Annotated in this window: 15 protein-coding genes and 1 tRNA gene; 7 read left to right on the forward strand and 9 right to left on the reverse strand. The window is 33.2% G+C overall.

What is annotated here, in order from left to right; all coding sequences use genetic code 11:
• Positions 1–7: 7 nt before the first annotated feature.
• The gene (locus tag CX675_RS17080) at positions 8–772 is read right to left on the reverse strand and encodes a ParA family protein (protein WP_130736461.1); all 765 of its coding nucleotides are present in this window, start codon (positions 770–772) and stop codon (positions 8–10) included.
• Between the two features lie 420 nt (positions 773–1,192).
• On the opposite strand from CX675_RS17080, the gene CX675_RS17085 reads away from it, so the two are divergent.
• Both CX675_RS17085 and CX675_RS17090 read left to right on the forward strand, forming a co-directional pair.
• Positions 1,193–2,821 (forward strand): amidohydrolase, encoded by a 1,629-nt coding sequence (locus CX675_RS17085; RefSeq protein ID WP_130736462.1) that lies wholly within the window; start codon positions 1,193–1,195, stop codon positions 2,819–2,821.
• A gap of 50 nt (positions 2,822–2,871) precedes the next feature.
• Complete coding sequence (locus CX675_RS17090) at positions 2,872–3,162, forward strand: hypothetical protein (RefSeq protein ID WP_130736463.1); 291 nt, start codon at positions 2,872–2,874, stop codon at positions 3,160–3,162.
• Positions 3,163–3,216: 54 nt separating this feature from the next.
• On the opposite strand, the gene CX675_RS17095 is transcribed toward CX675_RS17090, so the two are convergent.
• Complete coding sequence (locus CX675_RS17095) at positions 3,217–4,344, reverse strand: methionine aminotransferase (protein ID WP_130736479.1); 1,128 nt, start codon at positions 4,342–4,344, stop codon at positions 3,217–3,219.
• A 157-nt stretch (positions 4,345–4,501) separates the two neighbouring features.
• Between CX675_RS17095 and CX675_RS17100 the strand changes: the two genes are divergently transcribed.
• The 4 genes from CX675_RS17100 (at position 4,502) to CX675_RS17115 (ending at position 11,058) form a co-directional block, all read left to right on the forward strand.
• Positions 4,502–7,732, forward strand: coding sequence for a VIT domain-containing protein (locus CX675_RS17100; protein ID WP_130736464.1), 3,231 nt, complete (start codon positions 4,502–4,504; stop codon positions 7,730–7,732).
• Positions 7,733–7,838: 106 nt separating this feature from the next.
• A complete protein-coding gene (locus CX675_RS17105; protein ID WP_165396074.1) occupies positions 7,839–8,381 on the forward strand; it encodes a glycerophosphodiester phosphodiesterase family protein in 543 nt (180 codons plus the stop codon).
• A 19-nt stretch (positions 8,382–8,400) separates the two neighbouring features.
• Positions 8,401–8,745: a hypothetical protein gene (locus CX675_RS17110; RefSeq protein WP_130736466.1), complete on the forward strand. Its 345-nt coding sequence runs from the start codon at positions 8,401–8,403 to the stop codon at positions 8,743–8,745.
• Between the two features lie 129 nt (positions 8,746–8,874).
• Positions 8,875–11,058: an alkaline phosphatase D family protein gene (locus CX675_RS17115; RefSeq protein WP_240723679.1), complete on the forward strand. Its 2,184-nt coding sequence runs from the start codon at positions 8,875–8,877 to the stop codon at positions 11,056–11,058.
• Between the two features lie 63 nt (positions 11,059–11,121).
• Here the strand turns inward: CX675_RS17115 and CX675_RS17120 are convergent, their stop codons facing one another.
• The 7 genes from CX675_RS17120 to udk form a co-directional block, all read right to left on the reverse strand.
• Positions 11,122–13,527, reverse strand: a complete 2,406-nt coding sequence (locus tag CX675_RS17120; protein ID WP_165396075.1) for a T9SS type B sorting domain-containing protein — start codon at positions 13,525–13,527, stop codon at positions 11,122–11,124.
• A 223-nt stretch (positions 13,528–13,750) separates the two neighbouring features.
• Positions 13,751–15,883 carry a methylmalonyl-CoA mutase gene (gene scpA / locus CX675_RS17125; protein WP_130736469.1) on the reverse strand — a complete coding sequence of 711 codons (2,133 nt, stop codon included), beginning with the start codon at positions 15,881–15,883 and terminating at the stop codon, positions 13,751–13,753.
• Between the two features lie 11 nt (positions 15,884–15,894).
• Positions 15,895–16,188, reverse strand: a complete 294-nt coding sequence (locus CX675_RS17130) for a type II toxin-antitoxin system RelE/ParE family toxin (RefSeq protein ID WP_130736470.1) — start codon at positions 16,186–16,188, stop codon at positions 15,895–15,897.
• Positions 16,178–16,411: a hypothetical protein gene (locus CX675_RS17135; protein ID WP_130736471.1), complete on the reverse strand. Its 234-nt coding sequence runs from the start codon at positions 16,409–16,411 to the stop codon at positions 16,178–16,180. Before CX675_RS17135 ends, CX675_RS17130 begins: the two co-directional genes overlap by 11 nt.
• 29 nt (positions 16,412–16,440) lie before the next feature.
• Positions 16,441–17,814, reverse strand: coding sequence for a methylmalonyl-CoA mutase subunit beta (locus tag CX675_RS17140; protein ID WP_130736472.1), 1,374 nt, complete (start codon positions 17,812–17,814; stop codon positions 16,441–16,443).
• 129 nt (positions 17,815–17,943) lie between these two features.
• The gene (locus CX675_RS17145; RefSeq protein ID WP_240723680.1) at positions 17,944–18,285 is read right to left on the reverse strand and encodes a septum formation initiator family protein; all 342 of its coding nucleotides are present in this window, start codon (positions 18,283–18,285) and stop codon (positions 17,944–17,946) included.
• Positions 18,286–18,894, reverse strand: a complete 609-nt coding sequence (gene udk, locus CX675_RS17150) for a uridine kinase (RefSeq protein WP_130736473.1) — start codon at positions 18,892–18,894, stop codon at positions 18,286–18,288.
• A 230-nt stretch (positions 18,895–19,124) separates the two neighbouring features.
• Between udk and CX675_RS17155 the strand changes: the two genes are divergently transcribed.
• A tRNA-Pro gene (locus tag CX675_RS17155) sits at positions 19,125–19,199 on the forward strand.
• The last annotated feature ends 116 nt before the right edge of the window (positions 19,200–19,315 follow it).

Consider the following 19,315-nt stretch of genomic DNA (forward strand, 5'->3'; position numbering starts at 1 on the left):
CTTTCTATTACTTATTTTTCTTGATAATTTCTTCCGCTAAATTAATATAATTGGTAGCCCCTTTGCTGGTCGCATCATAATTGATAATGCTTTCTCCATAACTAGGTGCTTCGCTTAATTTAATATTTCTTTGAATTACGGTTTCAAAAACCATATCGTTGAAGTGTTTTTGTACTTCTTCAACCACTTGGTTCGATAAACGCAAACGAGAATCATACATGGTTAATAATAATCCTTCAATATCTAATTCTGGATTGTGTATTTTTTGAACACTTTTAATAGTATTCAATAATTTCCCTAAACCTTCTAAAGCAAAATATTCACACTGAATAGGAATAATAACACTATCTGCAACAGTTAAAGCGTTTAAAGTTAACAATCCTAATGAAGGAGCACAATCAATAAGGATGTAATCGTATTTGTCTTTTACACTATCTAGTGCTTTTTTCAACATATATTCACGATTTTCTTTATCTACAAGCTCAATTTCAATAGCTACTAAGTCTATATGTGCAGGTATAACCGAAACGTTCGGAGCATTGGTAGCCATGGTTGCTTCGTCTGGAGTATTACTATGCTCTAAAACTTGATAACTACCGATGGCAACACTTTCCACATCAATACCTAAACCCGAACTGGCATTGGCCTGTGGATCAGCATCAATTAAGAGTACTTTCTTTTCTAAAACACCTAGTGCAGCAGCAAGATTTATTGAGGTCGTTGTTTTTCCTACACCACCTTTTTGATTGGCAATTGCTATGATTTTACCCATTTGATTTCTAAAAATTTTTGAGTCGTAAAAATACAATTATTTATGGTTTTTTCAAGCCAAATTTGTTAACAATAGATTAAAGTATGTGAAGTCCTTTATTTTAAAGAATAAATCGTAGTATTTTATGATTTGGAGCACTACTTTTTTACTTTTAACACCATCTGTCCCGTTATCCACTATATCTTTTTTACTATGCTAAACTATTGTAAACCTAAACTGCAATAGTAAAAAAGGATGTCGTTTCTACCGGGGCTAAAATAGACAAACTTTTTTTAATTAAAAACACGAATTAACCTTTCTTTGTGATTAAAAATTTGATGTCTTTAAAAGATAGGAGTATAGTTACAAAAGTTTTTTTACAAACGCCATTTAGTATAAGTCATTAGATTCTACTACTTTTGTTTTTATAAAAAAACTACCATGAAACGTTTTTCAATTTCTTTAATTATCCTTTTTTTTAGTGTGTTTTCTTGTACTTTCAAAAAGGAAAAGGCAGATATACTAATTACCAATGCTAAAATTTATACGGTTAATAAAACTTTTGAAACAGTGGAATCTATGGCTATAAAGGAAGGGAAAATTATTTTTATAGGTACTACTAAAGAAGCCAAAGAACGTTTTGATACGAATGAAATGATTGATGCAAAAAATCAATATGTTTACCCTGGTTTTTATGATGCACACGCGCATCTTTACAAATATGGATTGACCTTACAAACGGTAAATTTAAGAGATACTAAAAGTTATGAAGAGGTAGTGGCTAAAGTAGTCGAATTTCAACAAAGAAAAAAGGTCGCTTTTATTGAAGGAAGAGGATGGGATCAAAACGATTGGGAAAATAAAGAGTTTCCTACACGTGCAAAATTAGATTCGTTATTTCCAGAAACACCTGTGGTTTTAACGCGTATAGACGGTCATGCCATGTTGGTAAATGGAAAAGCTCTTGTTTTGGCAGGAATTACAGAAAAAACAAAAGTTGAAGGAGGACAAGTAGAAGTTATAAATGGTCAAACAACTGGAATTTTGGTAGACAATGCCATGGAATTAATCAAAGCCATCACACCTGAACCTAGCTTGAAAACAAAAATACAAGCGCTTAAAGAAGCGCAAGATACAGTGTTCACTTATGGAATAACGACCATTAATGAAGCAGGTTTGGATCGAGAAATTATCGAATTAATCGATAGCCTTCAAAAAGCGAAAGTATTGGATTTGAATGTCTATGCCATGGCCATGGCTACCAAAGAAAATTTAGATTATTACACAAAAAAAGGAATTTATAAAACGTCACAATTAAATGTACGTTCGTTTAAATTTATGGGTGATGGTGCTTTGGGTTCAAGAGGTGCTTGTTTGCATTTGCCTTATACTGATAAACCCAAACAGTTCGGTGCTTTATTGTCACCAATAGATGAAATTAAAAGAATTGCTACGCAAATAGCCAATTCTGATTATCAAATGAATGCCCATGCTATTGGCGATTCTACCAATACCGTTTTATTAAAAATCTACGCTGAAGTTTTAAAAAATAAACCTAACAGAAGATGGAAAATCGAACATGCTCAAATAATGCAGGAACAAGATTTTGATTATTTCAAATTAGGGATCATTCCTTCGGTACAACCTACACATGCTACTTCCGATATGTATTGGGCGGAAGATCGAGTAGGTGCGGAACGTATTAAAAATTCCTATGCTTATAAAACGATTTTAAATAAAGCAGGTTTAATCGCTCTAGGAACTGATTTTCCTATAGAAGAAGTCAATCCTATGCTGACTTTTTATGCGGCTGTTGCTAGAAAAGACTTGAAAAATTATCCAGAAAATGGTTTCCAAATGGAAAATGCCTTAACCAGAGAAGAAACCTTAAAAGGGATGACCATTTGGGCGGCTTATTCTAATTTTGAAGAAAAAGAAAAAGGAAGTTTAGAAATAGGGAAATGGGCCGATTTTACAATTTTCTCAAATGATATCATGACGATGCCTATCGAAAAAGTACCTTATGTCAAACCAACGCAAGTTTTTGTAAAAGGGAAGGAAGTGAAGTGATAGTCAGTATTTATCCAAATAATATATAATTTGTACCAAATTTTCATAATATGGAAATACCAAAAATTCAATTATTAACTGTTCCTGAAACGGATGAAGCTAAAAAAGCTATTGGTTACAAATGGAATTATTTTGTAGGGAAAAGACATTTTTTAGGAGGAAAACTAAAAGGTCTTGAAGAGTGTGATTATCCAGAATGTGAAGAATGTAATAAGAAAATGACTTTTTATGCACAAATTGATTCAATAGATGATGCATTTGATTTAGCAGATTGTATGGTGATACATAATTTTGTATGTTTTGACTGTTTTTCTGTCAAAGCAATTTTAAATCAGATTTAAATAGATAAAAAATATCTTCAAAACTTACAACTTATAACTTACAACTTTTATAATTTAAATCCTTCTCAACTTCTCTGCAGCAGCTATTAAAGTTTCATCGGTTTTCGCAAAACAAAAGCGCAACATCAGTTTGTCTGTTCCATCTTCATAAAATACAGAAATTGGAATGGCGGCAACACCATGATGGGTAATTAATTCTTTAGCAAAATCAGTATCGTTTTTTGAACTAATTTTTTCATAATTAACCACTTGGAAATACGTGCCCTCACAGGGTAATAGGGTAAAACGACTGCCTTCTAAAAGAGATCGAAATAAATCTCTTTTTTGTAGATACATTTTAGCTACAGCATCAAAATCAACGATGTCTAAATAAGAAGCAATCACGTGTTGGGAAAGACTACTCACGCTAAAAACTAAAAACTGATGCACTTTTTTTATTTCTTGCATTAGTTTTTCCGGTGCAATCAAATAACCTATTTTCCATCCAGTTACATGTAACGACTTTCCAAATGAGGAAGCAATTATAGCACGTTCTCTTAATTTAGAGCGAGAATGTATTGAAATATGCGGTTGCGTAAAGGAAATGTATTCGTACACCTCATCACTTAAAAGTACTATTTGAGGGTGTTTTTCTAAAAGGGTTTCTAAGGCTTCAAATTCACTTTCTTTCCAAATTCTTCCCGTAGGATTGTGTGGATTATTAATAATAATCATTTTGGTTTTGGAAGTTATACCGGCTTCAATACGGTTAAAATTTGGAGCATAATCTTCGTTTAAAGCAATACGAACGGGTTTCCCACCTGCAACTAAAACAGAAGGTTCATAACTGTCATAACATGGGTCTAAAATAATCACTTCATCGCCATGTTCAATTAAGGCGTTGATTGTAGTGTAAATCCCTTGTGTGGCTCCAGCTGTAACTAAAATTTCAGTAGCAATGTCTGTTTTTCGTGCATACTTTTCGTAAGTAAGCTGACTAATTTTTTCTAATAAAGATGGCAAACCAGCCATGGGTGTATATTGGTGGGTGTTTTCGTGTGTAAGTTGCTTCGTTATATCTAAAAGCCTTTGGTCAACTGGAAAATTAGGAAAACCTTGGGATAAATTAATAGCTCCATATTCATTCGCTAATTGCGACATCACAGAGAAAATACTTGTTGGAATGTGAGGTAGTTTTGACATGGCACGAAAATAATAAAAAATGTGAATCGCAGGGTATTCTTTTGACATACATTTGGTTTTGTTAAGATTATAAATGATAAAATTTATGTATCCTTCCAACCTTTTTTCTTAATTAATACTCTATATCTTTATAAACTTAGATTAAAAAGAGAGTAACATGAAAAAAAGCCTATTTTTTCTTTTGTTTTTAAGCCAATGTGTTTTAGGACAAAATCCGCAACTTACTGTAAAAGACAAAGATTCTTCTTTGGTAACATTAAGCCAACTTAAAGTGAATGTAAAAGTGGTTGGAACTATCGCTTACACTACTACTGAAATGCATTTTTTTAGTACTTCTTCTCGAGATATGGAAGCGGAATTGTTGTTTCCCTTACCAGAAGGAGTTTCGATTTCTCGTTATGCTATTGATATTAATGGAAAAATGAGAGAAGCGGTTCCTGTTAATAAAAACAAAGGAAAACAGGTTTTTGAAGCAATTGAGCATCGAAGAGTAGATCCTGGTTTGTTAGAAAAAGTAGAAGGAAATAATTTTAAAACACGTATCTATCCTATTTTACCAAATAAGGAACGTATTGTGATAATCGGGTACGAACAAGAATTGAGTAGTTACGATGCACACCATTTAAGCTATCAAATGGTGAGTAATTATAGCAAAAATATAGCTGTATTTGAACTTGAAGTTATGGTTGTTGGAGCGAATGAAAAACCAATTGTTACTAAAGATGGAAAAGAAATTACAATTGAGAAATTCAATACGCTTTATCAAGCCAAAATTCAGGAGAAAAATTATTTACCTAATGACAAATTAGTAGTGAAAATTCCAATTACTACAGATATACCTACAGTTTTAGCACAAGCGAATGATAATCAATATTATTTCTATACGAATTTGCATTTGGATACTGAAAAAAAAGCTAAGAAAATGCCGCAATCCATTGGACTGTTTTGGGATGCTTCTTTAAGTAGTACAAAGAGAGATTTGAAAAAAGAATTGGAACTTTTAGATGCTTATTTTAAAGAATTGAGAAATGTGGAAGTAACGTTATATGCAACGGGTTTTACTTTCGAAAAAATAGCAGATTTTACGATTACCAATGGAAATTGGTCTGCTTTAAGAACTGCTTTAGAGCAAGTAACTTATGATGGTGGAACCCGTTTTTCAGAAATAGTGTTTCCTAAAAAAGATGAGATATTATTTTTTACAGATGGGTTGTCTACTTTGAGTGAAGCCGTGTTGCCCGAAACCAAACAACCTATTTATACCATTACATCATCTGTAACAGCAGACTATGCTTTTTTAAATTATAACGCCATGAAAACTAGTGGTGCTTTTGTGAATTTAAATCAACTTACTACAAAAGCCGCTTTAGATCGATTGTTGTATAAAAATCTTGTATTTTATGGTGTTAAAAACGAAGGAACTGTTGTTGAGGTTTTTCCAATGAAAGGCACTGCTGTAACAGATCATTTTAGTATTTCAGGAATTTCATTAGTACCCTCTAATGAGATTACATTATTGTTTGGCTATGATAGTCATTCTATAATGGAAAAGAAAATACAATTAGATGTAAAAAGTAACGCCATAACGGAAATAAGTGTAGAAAAACTGTGGGCACAAAAAAAGATTGCGAATCTAGAAATTCAATATGAGAAAAATGCTGAAGAAATAGAAACGCTAGGCAAAAAATATGGCATAATTACACCGAATACCTCTTTAATTGTTTTGGAAGACCTCAACGATTATATTTTGTATGATATTATTCCTCCTGCCGAATTAAGAGCTGAGTTTGATAAAATTAAAAAGGATCAAATTGCAGAGAGAGAAGCTGTACTGAAGAACAATTGGAACAGTATTGAGAGTTATTTTAATGATTTGACTTCTTGGTGGAAAAAAGATATTAAGTATGTAAAGCCAAAATTTGAAAAATTCAAAAAGAATAAAGGAACTAATGCTACAGCGAGTACCAATTTACAACCCAACCCTACTGGAGAGTCTAGACAGATTTCAGTTACTGTTAATGATGTGTTAGGTCCATTAGCAGGAGCTACTGTTCAAGTTAAAAATACTACTATTGGTACTAGTACAAATTTTGATGGTAATGGGAGTTTAAGCGCTAAGACTGGTGATGTGTTGGTTGTTAGTTTTGTAGGTTTAAGGGTGCAAGAAATTAGAATTGAATCTCCATCCAATTACTCCATTACTCTTGAAAGTAACGGTTCGGAATTAGAAGAAGTTGTAGTTGCTGCTTACGCAGTTGAAAATAGAGGTAATAGAAGAGAGAGAAGAAGAGCCGAAAGAACCGTTAGTGCACCACCAGCTCCTGAAGAAATTATGGTAGTTAATAATAATATGGAAATATCTGAAAATGATTCCAAATCAAGTGTTGAGCAAGCTTTAGCTGGGCAAGTTGCAGGAGTTGCAATTACAACAGATTCTATTTCTTATACTAATGAAAGTGCTTTATCGAATAGAAATAGTGTGAAAAAAAGCAGTTGGAATCCAGATCGAATGTATTTAAAAGCTTTAAACAAAGTAACGAAAGAAAAAAAATATGCTTTATATTTAGAATTAAGAGCAGTAAATGTGAGCAATCCTAGTTTTTATTTTGATGTAGCAACACATTTTTATGAAACTGGTGATAAAGCAAATGCATTGCAAGTTTTAAGTAATATAGCCGAATTGGATTTAGAAAACCATCAATTGTATAAATCACTTTTGTACCTATTAAGAGAATGGAACGAAAATAAAATGGCTTTACATGTTGCTAAAAAAATAGCCGTTTGGCGTGCTCACGAACCACAATCGTATCGTGACTTGGCTTTAACTTTAGAAGATAATCATTTATATCAGGAAGCTTTTGATACTTTGTTAACCGCTTTGGAAACCAATTATTATGGTGAAATGGATGGCGTTTATGAAGGTATTGAAGATATTATTTTAATGGATATTAATAGAATGATATCACAACATAAAGCAATCAAAACCGAAAAACTAGATAAAAAATATAGCAAATCGATGCCTGTTGCTGTACGTGTAATTTTAAATTGGAACCAAATGGATACCGATATCGATTTGCATGTCATTGAACCTACGGGTGAAGAATGTTATTATTCGCATACTAGTACAGATATTGGAGCCAAATTTTCTAAGGACTTTACACAAGGTTATGGACCTGAACAGTACTTGTTAAGAAATGCTGTAAAAGGGAAATATCGTATAAAAACAAATTATTACGGAGAAACTAAATTAACTCAAAATGGACCAGCAACTGTTTTAGTTGAAATTTATATTCAGGGGAAAAATGGTAAAATTGAGCGTTCTTTAAAAACAATTCAATTAGGAAAAGTCAAAGAAAATGAAGAATTAGCAGAGATTGAAATAGAGTAAATAGGTTCACTTATGGAATAAAAAAGAGCAATTAATTAACATTTCTATAGGTCTATCATTTTATAGAATATGTACTTTTGTGCTTCAAATTTTAAAAAATATCGTTTTGAAAAATATCGTTTTATACGTAGTTGTATGTTGTAGTTTCTATTTAGGAACTGCGCAACAAAAAGAACACACTTTAGCTTTTAAAAACAATACCGATTTTAAATCATTTTTTAGAGCTTCGAGTAATTTTTATCCTGTAGTAAGTGCACATCGTGGTGGACCAACAGTTGGGTTTCCAGAAAATTGTACGGCTACATTTGCGCATACAATTTCGTATAATCCAGCCGTAATTGAAACAGATATTGCATTAACCAAAGATTCTGTTTTAGTCATGATGCACGATAATACCTTAGATAGAACTACTACAGGAACAGGCAATATCAATGCCTATACGTACAAAGAATTGCAAAAATTATCTTTAAAAGATACAGAAGGAAATGTTACTCCATATAAAATTGAAACTTTAGATGAGGTTTTGCAATGGGGAAAAAACAAGGTAGTGTATACTTTAGATGTAAAAAGAGGAGTTCCTTTTAAAATGATAGTAGATGCAATAAAACGTAACGAAGCAGAAAATTATTCTATACATTATTACGTATAATGCTACTCAGGCGGCAGAAGTGGCTGCTTTAGCTCCAGATATGATGCTTTCGGTTTCAGCTAGAGGTAAAGAGGATGTAGAGCGTATGGAAAATTTAGGGGTTAAAACCGAAAATATGGTTGCTTTTGTAGGAACTACTTTTCCAAAAACAGAAACCATGCAATACATGAAATCAAAAGGGATTGCCTGTATTTCTGGAACCATGGGGAATATCGATAAAAGTGCTATCGTAAATGGAGATGCCATTTATTTAGACATTGTAAAAGCTGGTGTTATGATTATTTCTTCCGATAGACCTTCTGCTGTAGCCCAACAAATGGCGCTTTATATTAAAGAAAATAACCTGAAAATAAAAGAGGAATAATAGGCTTGATGTTTTTTTAACATGTTGTAATTTTTGGTTACAAACTGTTTAATTTTTCTTAATGTAACCGAGACTTACATCTTTTTTTTCATGATTAGTTTTGCTTTGCAAACAACAAACATTCTAATCATGAAAAAAATTTATTTTTTATTTTCAATGCTATGCTGCACCTTTTTGGTAACAGCTCAAAAACAAGTGAATGCTAGATTAACAAAAATTTCGCATTCTTATGGAGAACAAGAGAAGACGACTGCTGTAACAGACAGTATGGATGCTTCTCTTTTTCCTTTTTATCACGGAGTAGCTTCTGGTGACCCAACAAGTAATAGTGTCATCATCTGGACACGGGTTACTCCTTACAACGATGGTGATGTAACGGTAAGTTGGAAAATGGCTACTGATCCACAACTTCAACATGTAGTACAACAAGGAAATTTTCAAACGGGAGATTTTAGAGATTATACCGTAAAAGTAGATGTAACAGAACTCAATCCTGGAACAACATATTATTACAGTTTTACGGCTCTTGGAAAACAATCTATTACTGGAAGAACAAGAACAGTACCTACTACTTCAGTATCGCAACTTCGTTTTGCAGTAGCTTCTTGCTCTAATTACCAAAACGGATTTTTTAATGTATATGATCGTTTGGCAGAAAGAAACGATATTGATGCTGTGATTCATTTAGGAGATTATATCTACGAATATGAAGAAGGTGGTTTTGGTTATTCTACAGCTGTAGGTCGTGGACATGAACCTACTAACGAAATTATAACATTAGATGATTACCGAGTGCGTCATTCGTTTTATAAATTAGATCCAGCTTTACGTAAAGCACATCAACAACATCCATTTATTTTAATTTGGGATGATCATGAATTTGCAAATGATGCGTATGTTGATGGAGCAGAAAATCATCAACCAAATACAGAGGGAGATTGGAATACTAGAAAAAATAACGCTTGGAAAGCTTATTTTGAATGGATGCCAATACGTGATAATGTTCAAAACCCAAACCAAATTTACAGAAGAATACAATACGGTAATTTAATGGATTTAATTCTGTTAGATACGCGTATTGAAGGTAGAGAGAAACAAGACGACTCGTTTCTTTTTAAAATACAAAATACTGATTTATCCAAATTTTCACAAGAAGAAGCAAATAAATTCCTTTTAAAGTCCTTTTTAGAAGGTTCTTTTAAAATGAAAGAGGGTAAAGGAGCTATTTCACAAGAAGAATTTGATGTTATATATGCTAAATTAGTAGTGTACATGGAAGCTTCTGATTGGGATGCTCAAAAATTAGAAAAAAATGTTTCTCAAAAAGAATGGAACGAATTAAGAGCGGAAGTATATGCTAAATTGCAAAGAGTTAATTTACAAGAAAATAAAGAAAATAAGACGTTGTTAGGAGAAACGCAATTCAATTGGTTTACCCAACAATTATCCAACTCAAAAGCGAAATGGAAAGTAGTCGGAAATCAAGTTTTAATGATGCCTGTTATTCCTTTAGAATTAAAAGATACGTGGAACGGTTATCAAGAAGAAAGAGAGCGTTTGTATAATTATATTAAAGATAAAAAAATCAATAATATTGTTGTAATTACAGGTGATATTCACATGACTTTTGTGGCCGATTTACCAAAAAGTTTGTTAACCTATAATACCTTATTCAAAACAGGTTCAATGGGAGTTGAATTTGTAGCACCAAGTATTACCTCTTCTAATTTAGATGAGTTTGCAGGGTTTACAAGTTCGTTCTTAAACTGGTTGGTGGCTGCTTTTAATCCACATATTAAAAAAGCCGATTTAAGCAATCACGGGTATTTTATTTTAGATGTGAGAAATGACCGTGTACAAGCCGATTGGAATTATGTGAACACTATTCAAACCGTAAATCCAGGTCAGTTTTATTCTCATAGCTACTATGTTAAAGATGGAGAAAAATTCTTAAAAAGTAGCGGTGCTGCTTCTGTTTTAAGTACAACAAATGTTCCTGCACCTGCACCTATGACAACTACAAATAAAATGACAACTACTACTGATGAAAATGCATTAATCGTTATTGGAAATTATCCAAATCCAAGCAAAGGGTTAACGAATCTACATTTTGCAGTTGCCGAGCCAAGTAATGTAATTGCTTCTTTATACAATGAAAAAGGACTAGTAGTAAGCGAATTAATTAATGAAAATGTAACTAAAGGGTTGTATAATTTAGAATATGATTTGTCTGGGTTACCAATAGGAATTTATGTGTTACAACTCAGAGCTAATGAAGAAGTAATTTCAAGAAAAATTATTGTTGGTCAATAATAAATAGCGTGTTGTGTTTTTAGTAAAAAGGAGATTTTTAAATCTCCTTTTTTATTTTAATAACTAACGAATCAAACTAAAATGAGATTTATACATGCGTGTCGTATTATTTTCTGTAAATTCTATGGTAAACCAATAATCGTTTGCTGGTAAGTCTTGATTGTTGAAAGTACCATCCCATCCATTGGAATTGTTAGTAATTTGTTTGATTAATTTTCCATAACGATCAAAAATTGAAATAATAGCATTAGGAAACGCATTTTCAAAACGAATGGACCAAGTATCATTAATTCCATCTCCATTCGGTGTGAAGAAATAAGGATAATTAACGATGAAAACCTCTTTGGTTAACTCTTCCGAACAACCTGCTGTATCTATAACTCTAATACTATGACTTCCCATAGATACCTCTTCAAAAACATTACTTTCTTGTAAAGGGCCATCGTCTAGTTGGTACAAATAATTACCTGCTTCATTTGCAATCACTGTGATAATTTGGTTTTCTGAAAAAGCAGCTGTAGTTGTATATTCTAAATCGGTTAAAGTAGCTTCGATTACTGATACTTGTATGGTTTGTGGTTGCGCACACTGTCCTGCATCAGGTGTAAAAGTATACGAGTTAGAAATACTATTATCTATTATCGATGGGTTCCACGTTCCTGTAATTCCATTTGGTGCTGTAGTTGATAAAAAAGGTGGTATTGCTCCTGAACAAAAACGAATAGTGTCTTCAAAATTAGGCATAAAATCGTTGGCTACTGTAATCGTTACTTCATAGGGATCAATTTGTGTACAAGAAGCGGGTATGTCTGGTGTAAAAGTATAGGTTGTAGTTCCTAAAACAGCGGTGTTTATTACTGACGGATTCCAAGTTCCAGTAATAGGTGTGCTGTTAGTTGAAGTAGAAGGTAAAACAGGTGCGGTTGCATTTTCACAGTATAATAAAGGAATATTAGGGAAACTTAATGCTATGATTTGTGTAGGGTTTACATTTATAGTAATACTTTCCGATATTCCTTCACAACCATTAATAGATGGTGTGATGGTGTAAATGGCAGTTCCTGTTGTATTTCCAGAAGTGGTAAGCGTTTGTAAAATAGTATTTCCAGTTCCATCAGAAGCTCCCGTACAATTATTTTGCACGACTGTCCAGCTAAAAGTAACATTTGTATTTGAGCTATTTAATGTAATAGCGGTTGTTTCACCTGAACAAATAGTTGTCGCTCCGTTGCTGGTTACTGTAGGCATGTGTTCTAAAGTGACAGCAGTTCTTGTAGTACTAGAACAACCATTTGAATTAATGGCTTCGGCATAATAGGTGCCAATGTTGGTTGGTGTAAAAGAGGTGCTATTTGCCAATAAAAGTGAACCACCAGTAGCAGCATCGTACCAATTTACCGTTTCATTAGCGCTCACATTAACCGATAGAGCTGTAGTTGAATTGTTGCAAGCAGTTACATTTCCATTGCTAATTGGAGCATCGGGTAATGTACTTACAAAAACTGTATAAATGTCTGATAAAGTAGAACAAAAATTATTGTTAATGTGCGAAATATCTTGTGCAACTTTTACTCTGTAATAAGTGGTTACTAATGGTGTAGGCAAAGCAAAAGTAGTATTTGTTTCTCCCAAAATATCTGAGAAATTAATATTGTCTGTGCTTTGTTGCCATTGATAAAAATAAGTTGAAGCACCTGAGGTAGTAACGTGTAAATTTGTATTGGTAAGTGTTTCATTCGGACAAATAGTAATCGAATTTCCCGAAGCAGTTGTATTCGTAATAGAAGAATAATCCCCACAAGAACGAAACATGATATCATCAATTGCCAAATCATTACCGCAACCTCCAGCACCATTGTTTTTCATTTTTAGAACAACAGCTGATTGACCTGTAGGCATGGTAAATACGAGTCCATATTGTGTCCAGTTAGGAGTTGATGTTCCTGCAATATTTCCAGTACTTCCCGATTGTAGCAATACTGTTTCAGTAGCGTTCCAAATTTCAAAAGTCACGTTAATAGGAATTCCAGTTCCAGTACAACCTCCTGAAGCCGAATTGTAAATATTGAGCAACCAAGCGGTGAATTCGAAAGTCGTATTACTACATAAACCCGTAACCACTCTTCTATAAAATTGACCGGGTGTATTACTGGCATTTACGATGAGACATTTGCCGTTTAATCCATCGGGTTGAGAATCGGGTGTGTGGTCTAAGGAGTACAGCCAGTTTTGTGAATTCGGTATAATATTGGTTCTGTAAAACAGAGTATATTGACCATCATTAGGAAAACCACTGGCTACATAGGTGTAATTGGTAACTCCTGCTGTTAATTGCGGACCATAGTTGGTACCACTACCAAAATTTTCAAAAAAAATAGGAGCGCCACTACTTCCGTTGCAAAAACCTAATTGCCCAAAAGTAATGGTGTAGTTTAAAAGAAATAAAAATAAAAGGTAGTTTTTTTTCATTATTGCCAAAATTGGAATACTATTTTTCATAATTATTAAATATAGTGTCTTCCTATTTAGAATGCTGTAAAATGTAAGTTATAAAAACTATACAGATTTCATTTTTTGTGATTCTTGATTTTGTAGTTTAAGATAAGATTAGCGTGGTAAATAGAGATAAAAGCAAATAGCTTAGCCTTTTACAGCTAAGCTATTGTACATTGTTGAGGTGTTGTTGAGGTTGTTACTCCTCCAATAAAACTTCTAAAATTTGAATGGCAGCATCGCTAATTTTGGTTCCAGGACCAAAAACAGCCACCGCACCAGCATCAAATAAGAATTGGTAATCTTGAGCAGGAATGACACCGCCCACAATCACCATAATATCTTCGCGACCATATTTTTGTAATTCGGCAATTACTTGCGGTACTAGAGTTTTATGACCTGCTGCTAAAGAAGAAACGCCTAAAATATGCACATCATTTTCAACGGCTTGTTTGGCTGCTTCTTGTGGTGTTTGGAACAACGGACCAATATCTACGTCAAAACCAACATCTGCATAACCTGTTGCCACTACTTTAGCACCACGATCATGACCATCCTGACCCATTTTGGCAATCATAATACGAGGACGACGCCCGTCTTTTTTTGCAAAAGCATCGGCTAATTGTTTCGCTTTTTCAAAGCTTTCGTCATTTTTTATTTCTTTACTATACACGCCACTAAAACTTCTAATTTGTGCTTTATATCTTCCAAATACACTTTCCAGTGCATCGCTAATTTCTCCTAGAGTGGCTCTATTACGAGCTGCTTCTACTGCTAAAGATAATAAATTTCCATTACCTGTTTTAGCACATTCCGTTAATTTTGCCAAAGATGCTGCTACTTTTTGTGCATCTCGAGTAGCTTTTATTTTAGCTAATAATTCTAATTGTTGGTTACGCACCATTTGATTATCAACATCTAAAATATGTAACGGATCTTCTTTTTCCAAACGGTATTTGTTAACTCCTACAATTATATCTTGTCCACTATCAATACGAGCTTGTTTTCTAGCTGCAGCTTCTTCAATACGTAATTTCGGAATTCCTGCTTCAATTGCTTTGGTCATACCACCTAAAGCTTCTACTTCTTCAATCAAAGCCCAAGCTTTTTTAGCAATTTCAGCGGTTAAGCTTTCTACATAATAACTTCCAGCCCAAGGATCTACCGTTTTACAAATTTTAGTTTCTTCTTGAAGGAAAATTTGTGTATTTCTAGCAATTCGAGCAGAGAAATCGGTTGGTAAAGCAATGGCTTCATCCAAAGCATTGGTATGTAAAGACTGTGTGCCACCAAAAGCAGCAGCAGCAGCTTCGATAGCAGTACGAGCCACATTATTAAATGGATCTTGTTCTGTTAAACTCCATCCCGAAGTTTGACAGTGTGTTCGTAAGGCTAATGATTTTTCATCTTTAGGATGAAATTGCTTTAATAATTTAGACCATAACATTCTACCTGCACGCATTTTGGCAATTTCCATAAAATGATTCATTCCAATCGCCCAGAAAAACGAAAGGCGAGGAGCGAAAGTATCAATGTCCATTCCAGCTGCTAAACCGGTACGAATGTATTCTAGTCCGTCTGCCAAAGTGTAGGCTAATTCGATATCTGCAGTAGCACCAGCTTCTTGCATATGATAACCAGAGATAGAAATCGAATTGAATTTAGGCATATTTTTACTGGTATATTCAAAAATATCAGCAATGATTTTCATGGAAGGAGTAGGAGGATAGATGTAAGTGTTTCTTACCATAAACTCTTTCAGAATATCATTTTGAATAGTTCCTGAAAGTAATGCTGGAGCGACACCTTGTTCTTCTGCTGCAACAATATAGAAAGCCATGATAGGTAAAACCGCACCATTCATGGTCATGGAAACCGACATTTCTCCTAAGGGAATTTGGTCAAACAAGATTTTCATGTCTTCCACCGAATCGATGGCAACACCAGCTTTTCCTACATCGCCTACCACGCGTTCATGATCGGAATCATACCCTCTGTGCGTAGCTAAATCAAAAGCTACCGAAAGTCCTTTTTGACCCGCTGCTAAATTTCTGCGATAAAAAGCATTACTTTCTTCTGCTGTAGAAAACCCAGCATACTGACGAATCGTCCAAGGTCTTCTAACATACATGGTACTATACGGTCCTCGAAGATTGGGTGTAAACCCTGCTGCAAAACCAATGTGTTCCAAGTCTTGAATATCTTCTTCTGTATAGGTTGATTTTACTTCGATTCCTTCTGCGGTAGTGAAATTCTCCTTTCCACTCGAACTGACAGATTCTGATTTCTGATTTCGGACTTCTAATTTTAAATTTTGTATGTCTTTTCTCATAGTTATTAAAACTATTTTGGGTATTTAGTTGTATTTTTTGAAGTATGAAAACAAGATAAAACCTTAATTAAGTTCTCTTTTTCTTCATACACGTAGAACAATATAAATGGAAAGATTTGTAGAGGAATTGCTCTATAGTTCTTGTATTTAATTTGATAGTTAGGATTGATTTCAAGTTTTTTATAAGCTTCAGTTATTTCTGAATAAAAACGAAAGGAAAGGTTGGGATTAATTTCTGCATAGTATTCCATTGCGTTTTCAATTTCACTTTGAGCTTTTTTAGAAACAAGAATTTTAATATCCATATTTCTTTTTTAATTTTTCTAATGATTCGTTAGATGTTATATATTCTGATTCAGGTTCGTTTACTCGATCATCTAAAAATTGCATTTGTTCTTGTGAAAGATTTAAATCAGATTCTGTTTTAGCAAGAATAATTACTTCTACTTCTTCAGCAAGAAAATCATCAGGTAAAATAATATTTAACTGTTGGTTTTTTACTTTTACAAACTGTCTTATGGCTTCCATCTTCTTCTTTTTTTGAAAGTTACAAAAAATTATTCTTGAGCTAAGCGTTCTTGTTCTAATTTTTCAGCTAATCTTTTTTCGATAATAGGTGTAATCAGTGTTTTTCTTGAATACGTTTTTACAAAAGGAAATAATTCCAAATCGTCTTTCATTCGGTCATTTTTATTAGGATATTTATTAGTACCTAATAAAATTTCTTTTCCAGCGTCGAAAAGATCTTGCTCTTTGGATGCACTTTCTCTTATTTTTCGTTGAATGGTTCCTTCGATTAATTGGGTAATTAATCCGCCATTTGCTTCAATGTCTTTAAAAAGGTGCAGTGCTTTTTCGGCTAATTGTTCTGTTAAAGTTTCAATATAATATGCCCCATCTACAGGATTGTTGACTTTGTCGAAATAGCTTTCATTTTTTAAGACTAATAATTGGTTACGAGAAATGCGATCCCCAAATTCATTATCTTTATGGTATAGTGCATCGTAAGCTAAATTACTAACCGAATCTGCACCACCTAAAATAGCACTCATGCATTCTGTTGTGGTGCGAAGCATATTTACATTATAATCGTACAATGTTTTATTTCTCTTGGAAGGCGTAGCCAATATATGACACGCTATGTTTGGATGGTATTCTTTAGCTAGCGTTTGGAATAAAAGGCGTAATGCTCTTAGTTTAGCAATTTCAAAAAAGTAATTTGTGCCAACAGCTACTTCTATAATGATATTAATTTTATCTGAAGATGTAGCCCAATTTATTCTGTTAAAGTATTCATTGGCATGTGATAAAGTATAGGCTAATTGCTGTACCATATTAGCGCCTGCATTTTGATAAATACTCGTTTGTAAGTTTAAAAACGGAAGTGTTGTTTTACTTGCAATTTGGTTTAAAATTTCAAAATCATTTTCTAAACTCGTAAACCAATTTCCTTCTTTTAGTAAGTGACCAATTGGATCAATTTGAATAGAAAAAGTGGCTTTGCGGTTCGTTGCAAAAGTGTTAATTTGATTTACGAAATCGATTGATAAAAATGGCAAATAAAAAAAATAGTGTACCTCTTCTAACGGAAGATTTTGCATTAAATCAGCTATAGAAACGGTTTCGTTTTCAATAGTAAAACGAATACTTTCCGTACCACGTTTTAGCTTTTCTAATGCTTTCTTATTCGATTTAGCAACGTCGTGAACAAAAATATTTTGTACAATTTTAAATTGAGATACTTGGGTGTCTATTTTTAGTGGAGTTTCAGAATCATCATTATGGTAAAAAGGCTTTACTTTTATTCCTTCTAAACTTTCCCAAATTAAAGTGTCGTTATAATCGGCACCTTTGAGCTCAAATTGTATTTTTTGTTTCCATTCTTTAGAGGAAATAGATTCAAATTCTTGAAATAATTTTTGACTTTCCATTAGTTGTTTTTTTAATGGTTTTTATGTTCCTGTCGTTTGTTTTAGTCCTGATGGAAGCAAACTACCTTGTAGTGCGTACAGCAGGAAAATGGATTAAAAAAGGCGAGAAAGAAGGACTTCTAAAATAGATTAAAAGTCACTTTGTTCTTTTTCTTCTTCTCCTTCAAATTCAATAATATAAATATCTTCGTTTTCGCGTTTCATATAATATTTTTCACGGGCATATTTTTCAATTTGGTCCGAGTTTTTTAATTTTTTGATGCGAATACTGTCTTTTTTAATTTCGGTTTTATAATAGTTGATATTATCTTCCAATTCATTAATTTCTTTGTTTAAAAGACGATGTTCAAGATACGAATAATTGTCTAGAAAAAGCATCCAAACGACAAAGACGACAGATACTATTACATATCTGTTTCCTATTATTTTTAGGAATTTGAATCGAGATAATATGTCTTTTATTTTATTCAATTAGTGAATACGTTGTTTGATTACTGCTCTTACAACATCAATAGCTACAGTATTGTATTTATCATTTGGAATAATAATATCTGCATAGGCTTTTGTAGGTTCAATAAACTGTTGGTGCATAGGTTTTAAGGTGTTTTGATAACGGTTTAAAACCTCTTCCATATCTCTACCTCTTTCTGCGATGTCACGTTTTAATCGTCGGATTAATCTTTCATCTGAATCAGCATGAACAAAGACTTTAATGTCAAACATTTCTCTTAATTCTGGATTGGTTAAGATTAAAATTCCTTCTACAATCATTACTTTTCTTGGATGTGTAATGATGGAATCGTCTGTTCTATCGTGTGTTACAAAAGAATATACGGGTTGTTCTATCGTTTTTCCAGCTTTTAAATCTTTTAAGTGAGCAACTAATAAATCAAAATCGATGGCTCTTGGGTGGTCAAAATTTATTTTTGTACGTTCGTCATAACTTAGATGATGCGTTTCTTTATAGTATGAATCTTGTGATATGATGCCTACTTCGGTAGCAGGTAATTCATTCATAATTTGGTGAACTACAGTTGTTTTACCGCTTCCCGTTCCACCAGCTATTCCTATTATTAACATTTTTTGATTTATTTTATTGGGCAAATTTAAGTATTTGATTTTAATTTTATGTCTTTCCCTTTAATTATACATTAGAAAAACTATGAGAACTATAAAATGCTTCAAAATATACTGTTTTTAGTGTAAAAATTGAAAATAAGACCATTTTTTTAAGGAAATTTTAAATAGAAAAAAAATATATTTTTTATTTGCAGGTCTTAAATTTAGTTTTATATTTGCATCCTCGTTCACGGGGTGTAGCGTAGCCCGGTTATCGCGCCTGCTTTGGGAGCAGGAGGTCGCAGGTTCGAATCCTGCCACCCCGACAAAAAGCCTTTCTGATTCAGAAAGGCTTTTTTATTTAAACTGTCCCGTCCTGAAATAAGTTGACACAAAATCGACTTATTATGAATAGACTAGCAAACAAAGAAGAAAAGCGCAC

Origin of the sequence: Flavobacterium sp. J27, assembly GCF_004303025.1 — a bacterium.
Lineage (GTDB): Bacteria > Bacteroidota > Bacteroidia > Flavobacteriales > Flavobacteriaceae > Flavobacterium.

Coding starts and splice junctions, on each gene's coding strand:
- CX675_RS17080 (WP_130736461.1), bottom strand. CDS start 772: ATGGGTAAAATCATAGCAATTGCCAATCAAAAAGGTGGTGTAGGAAAA.
- CX675_RS17085 (WP_130736462.1), top strand. CDS start 1,193: ATGAAACGTTTTTCAATTTCTTTAATTATCCTTTTTTTTAGTGTGTTT.
- CX675_RS17090 (WP_130736463.1), top strand. CDS start 2,872: ATGGAAATACCAAAAATTCAATTATTAACTGTTCCTGAAACGGATGAA.
- CX675_RS17095 (WP_130736479.1), bottom strand. CDS start 4,344: ATGTCAAAACTACCTCACATTCCAACAAGTATTTTCTCTGTGATGTCG.
- CX675_RS17100 (WP_130736464.1), top strand. CDS start 4,502: ATGAAAAAAAGCCTATTTTTTCTTTTGTTTTTAAGCCAATGTGTTTTA.
- CX675_RS17115 (WP_240723679.1), top strand. CDS start 8,875: ATGAAAAAAATTTATTTTTTATTTTCAATGCTATGCTGCACCTTTTTG.
- CX675_RS17120 (WP_165396075.1), bottom strand. CDS start 13,527: ATGAAAAAAAACTACCTTTTATTTTTATTTCTTTTAAACTACACCATT.
- scpA (WP_130736469.1), bottom strand. CDS start 15,883: ATGAGAAAAGACATACAAAATTTAAAATTAGAAGTCCGAAATCAGAAA.
- CX675_RS17130 (WP_130736470.1), bottom strand. CDS start 16,188: ATGGATATTAAAATTCTTGTTTCTAAAAAAGCTCAAAGTGAAATTGAA.
- CX675_RS17135 (WP_130736471.1), bottom strand. CDS start 16,411: ATGGAAGCCATAAGACAGTTTGTAAAAGTAAAAAACCAACAGTTAAAT.
- CX675_RS17140 (WP_130736472.1), bottom strand. CDS start 17,814: ATGGAAAGTCAAAAATTATTTCAAGAATTTGAATCTATTTCCTCTAAA.
- udk (WP_130736473.1), bottom strand. CDS start 18,894: ATGTTAATAATAGGAATAGCTGGTGGAACGGGAAGCGGTAAAACAACT.